At 60.8% G+C, this 11,974-nt stretch carries 11 protein-coding genes; 8 read left to right on the forward strand and 3 right to left on the reverse strand.

All coding sequences use genetic code 11. The features are described from left to right. Positions 1–35: 35 nt before the first annotated feature. From FGA82_RS25645 to FGA82_RS25655, 3 genes are all read right to left on the reverse strand, one after another. Positions 36–995: an HlyD family secretion protein gene (locus FGA82_RS25645; RefSeq protein WP_141129243.1), complete on the reverse strand. Its 960-nt coding sequence runs from the start codon at positions 993–995 to the stop codon at positions 36–38. 5 nt (positions 996–1,000) lie between these two features. After that, on the reverse strand, positions 1,001–1,351 hold the full coding sequence (locus FGA82_RS25650) for a DUF3302 domain-containing protein (RefSeq protein ID WP_141129244.1): 351 nt from the start codon (positions 1,349–1,351) through the stop codon (positions 1,001–1,003). A gap of 130 nt (positions 1,352–1,481) precedes the next feature. Next, positions 1,482–3,107 (reverse strand): NADP-dependent glyceraldehyde-3-phosphate dehydrogenase, encoded by a 1,626-nt coding sequence (locus FGA82_RS25655; RefSeq protein ID WP_141129245.1) that lies wholly within the window; start codon positions 3,105–3,107, stop codon positions 1,482–1,484. A gap of 334 nt (positions 3,108–3,441) precedes the next feature. On the opposite strand from FGA82_RS25655, the gene FGA82_RS25660 reads away from it, so the two are divergent. The 8 genes from FGA82_RS25660 (at position 3,442) to FGA82_RS25700 (ending at position 11,968) form a co-directional block, all read left to right on the forward strand. Next, complete coding sequence (locus FGA82_RS25660) at positions 3,442–3,798, forward strand: c-type cytochrome (protein WP_141129246.1); 357 nt, start codon at positions 3,442–3,444, stop codon at positions 3,796–3,798. Between the two features lie 76 nt (positions 3,799–3,874). Further along, entirely contained in the window at positions 3,875–5,203 is a 1,329-nt protein-coding gene (locus tag FGA82_RS25665) for a D-arabinono-1,4-lactone oxidase (protein ID WP_171057359.1), read from the forward strand. Positions 5,204–5,277: 74 nt separating this feature from the next. After that, complete coding sequence (locus FGA82_RS25670) at positions 5,278–6,486, forward strand: DSD1 family PLP-dependent enzyme (RefSeq protein WP_171057360.1); 1,209 nt, start codon at positions 5,278–5,280, stop codon at positions 6,484–6,486. A 261-nt stretch (positions 6,487–6,747) separates the two neighbouring features. After that, positions 6,748–7,359, forward strand: coding sequence for a transposase (locus FGA82_RS32980; RefSeq protein WP_080750810.1), 612 nt, complete (start codon positions 6,748–6,750; stop codon positions 7,357–7,359). A 56-nt stretch (positions 7,360–7,415) separates the two neighbouring features. Then, positions 7,416–9,014, forward strand: coding sequence for a ShlB/FhaC/HecB family hemolysin secretion/activation protein (locus FGA82_RS25685; RefSeq protein ID WP_141129249.1), 1,599 nt, complete (start codon positions 7,416–7,418; stop codon positions 9,012–9,014). A gap of 12 nt (positions 9,015–9,026) precedes the next feature. After that, a complete protein-coding gene (locus FGA82_RS25690) occupies positions 9,027–10,823 on the forward strand; it encodes a DUF2341 domain-containing protein (protein WP_141129250.1) in 1,797 nt (598 codons plus the stop codon). Between the two features lie 11 nt (positions 10,824–10,834). After that, positions 10,835–11,260, forward strand: a complete 426-nt coding sequence (locus FGA82_RS25695) for an ExbD/TolR family protein (protein ID WP_007915482.1) — start codon at positions 10,835–10,837, stop codon at positions 11,258–11,260. A gap of 3 nt (positions 11,261–11,263) precedes the next feature. Then, positions 11,264–11,968 carry an energy transducer TonB family protein gene (locus FGA82_RS25700; RefSeq protein WP_141129251.1) on the forward strand — a complete coding sequence of 235 codons (705 nt, stop codon included), beginning with the start codon at positions 11,264–11,266 and terminating at the stop codon, positions 11,966–11,968. Positions 11,969–11,974 lie beyond the last annotated feature (6 nt).

Here is an 11,974-nt window from a genome sequence, read left to right on the forward strand (position 1 = left end):
TACTCAGTGCGGGCCTCTCGTGATTGGGCTTCAGGTCAATGGAAAGGGAAAATGTAATTCATCCATGCTGCCATGCGCAGGAGGATTTTGCGCATCGTGCCAATGTGGTGGAAGTGCTGACTGTACAACGCGGCCTGCCCGTAAGCACCGCCCGGCATCAACTTGCTGTACTGGGCGAACTCGGGATCGGTGATTTCAATGATCACCGGCACGCGCCCGGCCGGCGGCGAACCGGTATAGCCGATCAAAGTACCGGACGGTTGCACTTGTCCTTCGGCAATCACCCCGATGACATTCTTCACCCGACCGGCGAAAACCTTGCCGGGAATGCCATCGAACGCGACTTCCGCTTCGTCGCCGACAGTCAGGCGCAGCAGGCTGTTCTGGCGCATCCACGCGGCAAAGTATTGGCCTTCCTCGGGAATGAACACCATCGAGGGACGCAACGGCAACTTGCTCGCCATCATCCCCGGCCGCAAGGACACGTGAGTGACGAAGCCTTTGCTCGGCGCGCGGACGGTGGTGTTGTCCAGTTCGAACTGGGCGTTATCCAGTTGCGCCTGCAGATCATCGGTGCGGGCGATCGCGGCATCCAGTTCGCGCTGGGTGCCGAAGTTGCGCCGGATCAACTCGGTGATGCGGTAGCGATCACCCTTGGCAGCGACCAGTTGCGCCTTGAGTGATTTCAGCCGGTTTTCAAACGGCGTAGGGTCGATGCGGAACAGCACATCACCTTTTTCCAGTGGCTCGTTACCCTTCACCGGCACATCAATCACCTGGCCGCTGACGATGGGGATGACCGGCACAGAAACGAAATAGGTACGTGCCACCTCGGAGTAGGGATGGTTGTAGTTCATGGTGAAAATCAAGGCGCCGATCATCAGGATGCCGCCCAGTACGGCGGTGGGCACCGTCCATTTGTTCAGCGGGATACGGAAGATCTTGAACACTGCGACGCAGATCGCGGCGTAAGTCAGGATAAGGAGCAGATCCATGGCGTTCAGCCCTCCCTGTTGTGGGGAGCAGTGGCGTTCAGCGCTTCGAGTCGCTCGAGGCGTCCTTGCAGTTCGACCACCTGTTGCTCCAGGCGAACGACATGATTTTGCACGGAGTTGCCGTCACCGAACCCCCAGCCGCGATCTTCTCGATAGGCCATCGCCCAGATCCACAGGAACGGCCAGAGCGCATGCAGCGTGAACAGACTGACCCAGCCAGTAGCATGGATCGCGTCCTGATGCGGATGGTTACGGTGGACAGCAATTTCGTACGGGATGTCATGCAGCACGATGATCCCGTAAAACAGCACGAGCCCGGCAAACACCAACACGCCTAACGCAAAGTAATCCAGCATGATCAAGCTCCCGGCATCCAGCACAGTGCTGGCATCAGTGTAGACACTGATTCGCCGGGCGCTTGGCGACTTTGGATCAGAAGCGGACGCCGTCGCCTTTTTGTTTATTCACGATCCCGGTGACAGTTGCTCAGAAGATGTAATCGGTGGTCAGGAAGCTCGAATCACGCCCGCGGATGATCTCGCTGATCAGGTCTTTGTTACTGTCCTGGTACTTGGTCGCCACCAGCGTACGGATGGAAAACACCCGCAATGCATCGTGTACCGACAGCGTGCCTTCGGCGGAATTCTTGCGGCCATTGAACGGATAGGTGTCCGGTCCGCGCTGGCACTGGGCATTGAGGTTGATCCGCCCGACCTGGTTGGCAAAGGTGTCGACCAGTCGGCCGACCGCCACCGGGTTGGTGCCGAAGATGCTCAACTGTTGGCCGAAATCCGACTCCAGCACATAGTCGATCACAGTATCGAGATGACGGTACGGCACGATCGGCACGACCGGACCGAATTGCTCTTCCTGATAGACGCGCATCTGCGGGTTCACCGGGTACAGCACCGCCGGATAGAAGAACGACTCGCGGGATTCGCCACCATTGGGGTTGACCACTTCGGCACCCTTGGCGCGCGCGTCGGCCACCAAACCATGCAGATAATCCACCTTGCCCGATTCCGGCAGCGGCGTCAGCGACACGCCGTTGTCCCACGGCATGCCCGGTTTCAGCGTGGCCAGTTTTGCGTTGAATTTCTCGATGAAGCTGTCGACGACATCTTCATGCACGAAGAGGATTTTCAGCGCGGTGCAGCGTTGGCCGTTGAACGACAGCGAGCCGGTGACCGCCTCGCTGACCGCATTGTCGAGATCGACTTCCGGCAAAACGATGCCCGGGTTTTTCGCATCCAGCCCCAGCGCGGCGCGCAAGCGGTGTGGTTTAGGGTGCAGTTTCTTCAGGTCGCTGGCGGCTTTGTTGGTGCCGATGAAGGCGAAAATGTCGATCTTGCCGCTGGCCATCAGCGCGCTGACGGTTTCCCGGCCGCTGCCGTAGATCACGTTGATCACACCGGTCGGGAAGCTGTCGCGGAACGCTTCCAGCAACGGACGAATCAGCAGCACGCCGAGTTTGGCCGGTTTGAACACCACGGTGTTGCCCATGATCAGCGCCGGGATCAGCGTGGTGAAGGTTTCGTTCAGCGGATAATTGTAAGGCCCCATGCACAGGGCGACGCCGAGCGGTACGCGGCGGATCTGCCCGAGGGTGTCCTGCTCCAGCTCGAAACGGCTGGAGCGGCGGTCGAGTTCCTTAAGCGCATTGATGGTGTCGACGATGTAGTCGCAGGTGCGGTCGAACTCTTTTTCCGAGTCCTTGAGGTTCTTGCCGATTTCCCACATCAACAGCTTCACCACGGCATCGCGCTGTTGGCGCATGCGGCCGAGGAAGGCTTCGACGTGCTGAATGCGTTCGGCTACACGCATGGTCGGCCACAGGCCCTGGCCACGGTCGTAGGCACGCACGGCGGCGTCGAGGGCGGTGAGCGCGGTGTCGGCATCGAGCAGCGGCGTGCTGCCGAGAATCACTTGTTCGTCGCCATTCTCACCTTTCAGATAGACCGGACTGCGCACGGTTGCGAGCGGGCCGTCCCAGCGGCGCAACTGGCCATCGACCAGATATTCGCGTTGCTCGACCTGAGCGTCGAGGCGGTATTTTTCCGGGATGTCGCTGACAGAAGGGAACAGATTGCCAAGGATGTTTGTTGTGGTCATGTCGCTACCCCGTGTTGATGTCCGCATTCAGATCAAAAAGTCTCTACAGGTTATACGCCTGAATGCGCCGGAATTTAAACCCGCAAATGTCACGCGAATGTCACGCAAAGGCGCAGAGCAGAGCTTCAAGGAGCACGAAACCGCTGGCCTGATCGTTCCCACGCTCTGCGTGGGAATGCCTCAAGGGACGCTCCGCGTTCCAAGCGGACGCAGAGCGTGGGAACGATTACGGAGTGAGGGCTGGCCCCGTTTGCCCCCCTCACTGTCCCGCAATGCCCTCAACCCGTTGCAGCCGCTGCCTTAAGGTGTGAGCACAACAATAAGCGAGGCCGTTATGCGGGTAATCCGACTCACTCTGCTGCTGGCGTTGGCCATGGCGCTGCCAGGCTGCGGCGAAGACCCCAAACCCCCGGCCACCACCGATCATAACGCCATGCCCCAAGACCCGGCACTGGCGCAGATCTACGCCAACAGCTGCCAGCTCTGCCACGCCAACCCCGCCGCCAACGCACCCCTCACCGGTGATCGCAAAGCTTGGGAGCCACGCGTCCAGCAGGGCGCCGACACACTGCTCGACCACGCCATCAACGGCTACAACGGCATGCCGCCGATGGGCCAGTGCGTCGAGTGCTCGGAAGAACAATTCCTGCAATTGATCGGTTTCATGGCCGACCAGCCCCTCCCTCAATAAGGTGTCCGGCATGACGATGGATCTGACACGGCGTCAGTTATTGCAACGGGCAAGCATTGTCGGCGCGTTCAGTGCGTTGGCGAGCAGTCCGGCATTGGGCCAATTGCTGCGGGCGCCACGCTTGATTCCGTGGCGCAACTGGTCGGGCGGGCAGAGTTGCCTGCCGGCGGCGCGCTTGGCGCCGAAGAATCTCGATGAACTGACGACGCTCATCAAACAGGCACAAGGCAAGATTCGCCCGGTCGGCTCGGCGCATTCGTTCAGCGCGTTGGTGCCCACCGACGGCACGCTGTTGTCGCTGAGCTACTTCAACGGAATGCTCGACCATGACGCGAAAACCCTGCAAGCCGAATTCGCCGCCGGTACACCGATGTCACGCATGGGCCAGCCGCTGAAAGACATCGGCCAGGCTTTGCAGAACATGGCCGACATCGACTACCAGACCCTCGCCGGAGCCATTTCGACCTCGACCCACGGCACCGGAAAAAACTTCCAGTCCTACTCGGCACATGTCTGCGGCATGCAACTGGTGACGGCCAATGGCGAAGTGTTGGACTGCGACAGTCAGCGTCACCCTGAAGTATTCAATGCCGCCCGGGTTTCTCTCGGCGCCCTCGGCGTGGCGACGAAGATCCGTCTGCAAAACCGTCCGGACTATCGCCTGCGCGAGCGCCAGTGGATCGCCAAGACTGAAGAACTGCTGGAGGACATCGACAAAAACACCCGTGAAAACCAGCATTGGGAAATGCTCGTCGTCACGCATTCCGATTACGCCTTGTCCATCGCCCTAAACGAAACCGATGACCCGGCCACACCACCGATTCCGCCCGAAGAGGAGGGCGGCAACGAGTTTGTCACCCTGATCGAGAAGATCGACAAGTACGGCAGCGACTTCCCCGACCTGCGCCGCACGCTGCTCAACAGCCTGCGCCATCTGGCGAGTTTCGATGAGCGCGTCGGCGACTCTTTCGACATCTACGCCAACGTGCGCACCGTGCGTTTCAACGAGATGGAATACTCGGTGCCCGCCGAACATGGCCCTGCTTGCCTGCGTGAGATTCTCAAGCTGATTCAGGACAAGGATCTGCGCACCTGGTTTCCGATTGAGTACCGCTACGTCAAGGCTGACGATATTCCGTTGAGCATGTTCGAGGGCCGCGACAGCTGTTCGATCTCGGTGCACCAGCATTATCAGATGGATCATCACAACTTCTTCGCGGCGGTCGAGCCGATCTTCTGGAAGTACAACGGCCGGCCGCACTGGGGCAAGTTGCACACGCTCAACGCGAAGAACCTGCAACCGCTGTATCCGCGCTGGCGCGAGTTTGTCGACGTGCGCCAGGCGCTGGATCCGAGCGGACGCTTTCTCAACGCGCATCTGTCGTCGATATTGGGGGTGAACTGATGGCGGTCAATCGACGTAATTTTCTATTGGTTACGCTGGGTGTCGGTGCGTTGTTGGTGGGGGCTGGAGCGTGGCTGCGACCGGGCGACCGCGGTGCGCCGTACAGCGAATACTTCCGCGCACTGAACAAAGAGTTAAAGGAAAACGGCCCGATGCGCCCGGTGCTGTTGATCGACCTCGATCGTCTCGATCACAACATTGATGTGGTGATGCAGTCGGTCAAGCGCGGCGGCAAACACCTGCGGCTGGTGGAGAAGTCGCTACCCTCGCCGGGGCTGTTGAGCTACATCGCCCAACGTGCCGGCACGCAAAAATTGATGTCGTTCCATCAGCCGTTTCTCAATCACGATGCGCAGGTGTTTGCGCAGTCGGATATTTTGCTCGGCAAGCCGTTACCGGTGCGCTCGGCAGAGCTGTTCTATCAATCCCACAAAGGCCCGTTTGATCCCGCGAAGCAACTGCAATGGCTGCTCGACGGCCCTGAACGTTTGCAGCATTACCTTGCGTTGGCGCAGGGTTTGGGCACACGGATGCGCATCAACATCGAACTGGACGTCGGCCTGCATCGCGGCGGCGTCAGTGATGTGAATGTGTTGGGCCAAATGCTCACGCTGATCAGCGCCAACCCGCAGCATCTGGAATTCGCCGGGTTCATGGGTTACGACCCGTTCGTGGGCATGGGCGTGCCGGGGATTCTCGGCTCGCCGGAGGAGCTGTTCGCCAAGGTCATGGTGATTTATCAGCGCTGCGTCGATTTCACCCGGCAGCAGTTTCCGGCGTTGTGGCACGACGGCTTGTGCCTGAACACCGCCGGCAGTCCGAGTTATCGCATGCATGAAAACGAGAAGCTCAGCACTGAAGTTTCGGTGGGCACGGCGATGCTCAAACCGACGCACTACGATTTGCCATCGCTCACCGAGCATGTGCCTGCGACTTATATCGCCACGCCCGTGTTGAAAAGCACCGGCGCGGTGAATATTCCGGCGCTGGATGACAAATCTAAGCTGTTCTCGTGGTGGGACCAGAATCAGCGACAGACCTTCTTCATCTACGGCGGCAACTGGATGGCCGAGTTCGAATCGCCTGCCGGTTTGCAGAGTAATGGCGTGTATGGCCGCAGTTCTAATCAGGAGATGGTCAACGGTTCCAATGCCGTCGGCCTCACTGTGGAAGACCAGGTTTTCCTGCGCCCGACACAGACCGAAGCCGTACTCCTGCAATTTGGCGATTTGCTCGCCGTGCGCAACGGCAAAATCGTCGACACCTGGCCCGTCTACACCTGACCCCAAATCACCACAAATCCCCTGTAGGAGTGAGCCTGCTCGCGATAGCGTCCTGTCAGTTGATATTTATTTGGCTGACACACCGCTATCGCGAGCAGGCTCACTCCTACATTGGATGTGTGTACACCCATACGACGTAATGAAGCTTTTATGACAAAAGTTCGGTAGCACATCGCCAGTCCGGTCATGCCTATGTAACGCGCTTGAGGGGCCCAACGGGGCGCTTTTCACAAGCCGAGGCGGGACGCCGGGAGTGAGGCAATGGGGACTATGGAACGCTACTCGAAAGTGGGCATGCAGGAACTCGATCAACGCTTGTCGAAGATCGTCGAAGCCGCGCGCAAGAAGCCGGTTTCGGTGTATCGCTACGGCGCGCCGTGGGTCTGGATCGTCTCGCAGGATGACTGGCAGGGCGCTTTGAAAGAAGTCTCCAGCTACATTCCGCCGGGCCATTCGCTGGTGTTGCTGCGCCCGCAGATCGACGACTTGCTCGACGCCCACCGCGACCTCCTGCATGACCTCAATGCCGAACCCGGCATGCTGATTCCCGCGCAAACGGTCATGCACATTCTGCTTCTGCAACTGCTGTATTCGGTGCCCAGCGAGCAGCAACTGTATGAACAGCTCAATTACAACCTGCTGTTCCGCTGGTTCGTCGGCCTCGGCCTGAACCAGAAAGTCTGGAGCTTCAACGCCCTCAGTCGCGACATCGCCACGTTGCTCAACGAGCCGCGTGCGGTGCTGCTCATTCAAAAAATCATCGGCGAAGTGTTCTGCGGCGCGTTGCTGCAAATGCCCGAGTTCTCGCTGAACTTCGCGCTTTTGCACACGTGGCTGGGCAAACACGCCTGCGCCTCGACAGCCAGCAATTGACGCCATACACGCGGCGTTCGAAACGCCAACAGGTCATCGCGAATTCAGGGGGTAGTGTGGAACCGATTTTCAAGTCACGGCTGGCGCTGTGGGGCTGGCTGCTGGTGACGGCGGGCGTGCAGCCGGCATTGGCCGAGGAGGCCGCCGAAAACGCAGCGGCGCAGCGTCTGGTCGACGTCAACGAATACTTCGTGCGTGGCAATACCGTGCTCGATGCGCGGGCGATCGAAGAGGCGGTGTACCCGTTTCTCGGCCCGCAAAAAGCCCTCAGCGATATCGAAGGTGCGCGCGACGCCTTGCAGAAAGCCTATCAGCAACGCGGCTATCAGTCGGTGTTCGTCGAGTTGCCAGAACAAGCCGTCGCCGACGGCATCGTTTACCTGCAAGTCAGCGAAACCAAGGTCGGCCGGGTGCGTGTGGTCGGCGCCAAACACTATTCGCCGCTGGACATCCGCGACGACGTTCCGGCGCTGAAGGAAGGCGAGGTGCCGGACTTCGCCAAGGTCCAGGGCGAACTCGCGCAGCTCAACAAAACCCCGGGCCGACAAGTCATGCCGCTGGTGCGCGAGGGTCAGCGCCCCGGCACCATGGACGTCGATTTGCAGGTCGAAGACCAGAACCCATGGACCGCCAGCGTCGGCCTCAACAACGACTACAGCGCCGACACGGAAAAGCTGCGCACGGTCACCAGCCTCGGCTACAACAACCTCTGGCAACTCGGCCACAGCATCAACCTGACGTTCTTCACTGCGCCGCAGGAAACCGACAATGCCAAGGTCTGGTCGGGTTCCTACACCGCGCCGCTGACCGAGCGCTGGAGCGTGCAGTTCTCCGGTTACCAGTCCGACAGCAACGTCGCCACCATCGGCGGCAGCAACGTGCTCGGCAAGGGCCATTCCTATGGCGTCTCGGCGATTTACACGTTGCCATCGAGCGGCAACTGGTCGAACTCGCTGTCGGCCGGCATCGACTTCAAGGACTTCGACGAACGTCTGACCCTGTCCGGCGAAAGCGACAAAGTCCCCTTGCAATACGCACCGTTCACCTTCGCCTACAACGGCTATCGCTACACCGAAAAAAGCCAGCTCGGCCTCGGCCTGAGCCTGGTTGCCGCCACTCGCAGCATCTTCGGCTACGGCAGTTCCGACGAAGATTTCGACTACAAACGCTACCGCGCCAAACCGAGTTTCGCCGTCCTCAAGGGCGATACGAATTACACCTGGACCTTCGACAGCGACTGGCAGAGCGCAAGCAAAGCCGCGTTCCAACTGGCGTCCGGGCCACTGGTTTCCAACGAACAATTCTCCGCCGGCGGTGCCACTTCAGTACGCGGCTATCTGGCTGCCGAACGCACCGGCGATGACGGCTTGCTGCTCAGTCAGGAAGTGCGCACGCCATCACTGGCCAAGTATGCCGGCACATGGATGCAGGACTGGCGTTTCTACGCCTTTGCCGAAGGCGCGCAACTCTATCTGCGCGACGAACTGCCGGATCAGGACGCCAATTACGCCCTGGCCAGCGTCGGCCTCGGCACCCGCGCCAGCCTGAGCAAATGGCTGTCCGGCAGCCTCGACTGGGGCTATCCGCTACTCGAAGGGCCGAACACCTCGAAACAGGAATCGCGCCTGCACTTCAACCTTCAAGCCACTTTCTAAAGGAGCACGTTCATGCAGCGCCTCATTCTTTCGTTGTTGATCTGCCTGGGCTTCGTGCTCCCGGCCACGGCTCAGGCCTGGTGGCAGGACGACTGGCACTACCGCAAACAGATCGCCGTCGACACCACGCCGCAAGGTGCGGCGATCAATCAGGCCCTCGGGCGTACCGCGCTGTTGGTTCGCCTGCACACCGGCAATTTCACCTTTGACGGGGTGAAAGAGGACGGCGCCGATCTGCGCTTCGTCGCCGCCGATGACAAGACTGTGCTCAACCACCAGATCGAAAGTTTCGACGCGCTGATGGGCATGGCGCTGATCTGGGTCGATGTGCCGAATGTCGAGGGCGGTCAGCGCCAGGACATCTGGATGTACTACGGCAATCAAAAGGCCCCGGCGACTGGCAACGGCCAACTGACCTTCGACCCCAATTACACCGCGCTCTATCACTTCGACGGCGCCACCGGCACCCCGGCCAAAGACACCACCGCCTATGGCAACACGGCGCAAAGTGCGACCGGCGCGGCGATTGACGGTGTAGTAGGGCGCGCGTTGCAGTTCAGCGGCCAGCCGTTGTTGCTGCCGGCCAGTCCTTCGTTGCAACACAACGCGGGCAGTGCGTTCACCTTCAGTGCCTGGCTGCGTCTGGATCAGGCCAGTGGCGAACAACTAATTCTCGCTCGCCGTGAGGGCACCAACAGTCTGCTGGTCGGTGCCAATCAAGGTGTGCCGTTTGTAGAGATCGACGGCCAACGTGTCGTCGCCTCCCAAGCGCTGAATCCGGGCCAATGGCAACACGTCGCACTGACCGCTGAAGGCTCGAAAGTGACCTTGTTCATCAACGGTCGCGAAGCTGCCACGCTCGCTCAGGCGATGCCGGCCTTCAACTCGGTCATGGCCATCGGCGCTGACGTGCACGAAGGTCCGTTTCAGCCGTTTGTGGGCGCTATCGATGAATTGCGCCTGTCGAAGGTTTCACGCCCGGCAGCGCTGTTGCTGGCCGACGCCACCTCGCAAGGTGCCGAGTCGAAACTGGTCGCTTACGGTGTCGATGAAGAGCAATCCGGTTTCGGTTTCGGCAGCCTCGGCTTCCTGCTCAACGCGGTGCCCATCGACGCCTGGGTGATCATCGCCGTGCTGGTGCTGATGATGTTCCAGTCGTGGATCATCATGCTGCGCAAGAACCGCAGCCTCAGCCGCGTCAGCGCCGCCAACGAAGACTTCCGCGTGCAGTTCGCCAAAGTCGGTACGCGTCTGGAAATGTTCGCCGACGACGCGCAACTCGCCCAGCGCTTGCAGCATTCGTCGCTGTGGCGCCTGTACTTGGTAGCGGTGAAAGAGATCCGCACCCGCCGCGAGCAGGGCGCCGATACCTCCTCGGTGTCCGCCGCCACCATCGAAGCCATCCGCTGCTCCATGGACGGCGTGCGCACCCGCGAAAATCAGCAGCTCAGCTCGAAGCTCTCGACCCTGTCCAACGCCATCGCCGGCGGCCCGTACATCGGCCTGCTCGGCACCGTGCTGGGGATCATGGTGGTGTTCCTCGGCACAGCGATGGCCGGCGACGTCAACATCAACGCCATTGCTCCGGGTATGGCCGCAGCCTTGCTCGCCACCGCCATGGGCCTGTTCGTCGCGATCCCGGCGCTGTTTGGTTACAACCGCCTGATCACCCGCAACAAGGAAGTCAGCGCTGACATGCGCGTGTTCGTCGACGAGTTCATCACGCGGTTGGCGGAGATGCACGGCGAGAGCCAGTTCAGTGAGGCGTCGCATCGCGGCCATCACGCCAACCACTCCGTACCGGCCTGAGGAGCACTGACATGGCGTCCGTAAATGCCTCCCACGACGATGACGAAGATGCAGCGGTGGACAGCATCAACATCACCCCGCTGGTCGACGTGCTGATGGTGGTGCTGGTGATGTTCATCCTCACCGCCACCGCGCAGGTCTCGGGGATCCAGATCAACCTGCCCAAGGCCAGCGCCTCCGTGTCGCTATCCGAGGCCAAGACCAAAGCGATTTCGGTGAATGACGGCGGCCAGGTGTTCCTCGACGCTTACCCGGTGACCCTGGCCGAGCTGGAAGAGCGCCTGCGCATCGAGAAGGCGCAGAGCCCGGATTTCCCGGTGATCGTGCGCGGCGATGCGACGGTGCAGTACCAGAAAGTCATCGAAGTGCTGGACCTGTTGCGCCGGCTCGAACTGTCCCAGGTCGGTCTTGTGACCGGCAAACCGAGTCAGGGCTGAGTCATGACCGCACAACTCCCGATCGAGCCGCTGCCGGTGAAAAAACCAGCGCTGCGTTACGCGAAGTGGGGCGCCGGCTTGCTGATCGGCGCGCTCGCCGCGTGGTTCCTCTGGCAGTGGGCCAACGACATGAGTGGCATCCGCCGCGAAGCGCCGAAGGTGCCGACGATCATTCCGTTGCCGCCACCGCCACCTCCGCCGCCGGAAAAACCGCCGGAACCGGAAACCCCGGTGGAAGAAAAAGTCGTCGAGCCTGTGCCAACGCCGGAGCCGGAAGAGGTCAAGCCCGAGGAAGAAGCGCCGCCATCACCGGCGGACGATCTGGCCAACCCGATGCAAATGGACGGTGATGCGCAATCCGGTAACGACGCCTTCAACATCGGCGCGGGCAAGGGCGGTGGCATGGCCGGGGCCGGCGGTGGGCGTCTGGGCACGGGGACTTACAGCCAGTTTCTGGCGTTCACCTTCCAGCGTTTGCTGCGCGAGAACCCCGAGCTGCGCAACCTCGCGTTCTCGTTGCAGGCCGATGTGTGGCTGAGCAGCGTCGGCGAGATCACCCGGGTCGAGCTGATCAAGTCCAGCGGCAACCCAGAGATTGATACGCAAGTGCTGGCCGCGCTACGTGGCGCGCCGGCGCTGAGCGAACGGCCACCGGCCTCCATCACGTTGCCTGTGCGCCTGTCCCTGCAAGGGCGGCGTCCGGGTTAATTCATT

Origin of the sequence: Pseudomonas fluorescens, from assembly GCF_005938625.1 — a bacterium.
Taxonomy (GTDB): Bacteria; Pseudomonadota; Gammaproteobacteria; order Pseudomonadales; family Pseudomonadaceae; genus Aquipseudomonas; species Aquipseudomonas fluorescens_BD.

Excerpts from the sequence above, each read along its gene's own strand:
- FGA82_RS25645 (WP_141129243.1), bottom strand. The coding sequence starts at position 995 with ATGGATCTGCTCCTTATCCTGACTTACGCCGCGATCTGCGTCGCAGTG.
- FGA82_RS25650 (WP_141129244.1), bottom strand. The coding sequence starts at position 1,351 with ATGCTGGATTACTTTGCGTTAGGCGTGTTGGTGTTTGCCGGGCTCGTG.
- FGA82_RS25655 (WP_141129245.1), bottom strand. The coding sequence starts at position 3,107 with ATGACCACAACAAACATCCTTGGCAATCTGTTCCCTTCTGTCAGCGAC.
- FGA82_RS25660 (WP_141129246.1), top strand. The coding sequence starts at position 3,442 with ATGCGGGTAATCCGACTCACTCTGCTGCTGGCGTTGGCCATGGCGCTG.
- FGA82_RS32980 (WP_080750810.1), top strand. The coding sequence starts at position 6,748 with ATGGGGACTATGGAACGCTACTCGAAAGTGGGCATGCAGGAACTCGAT.
- FGA82_RS25690 (WP_141129250.1), top strand. The coding sequence starts at position 9,027 with ATGCAGCGCCTCATTCTTTCGTTGTTGATCTGCCTGGGCTTCGTGCTC.
- FGA82_RS25695 (WP_007915482.1), top strand. The coding sequence starts at position 10,835 with ATGGCGTCCGTAAATGCCTCCCACGACGATGACGAAGATGCAGCGGTG.
- FGA82_RS25700 (WP_141129251.1), top strand. The coding sequence starts at position 11,264 with ATGACCGCACAACTCCCGATCGAGCCGCTGCCGGTGAAAAAACCAGCG.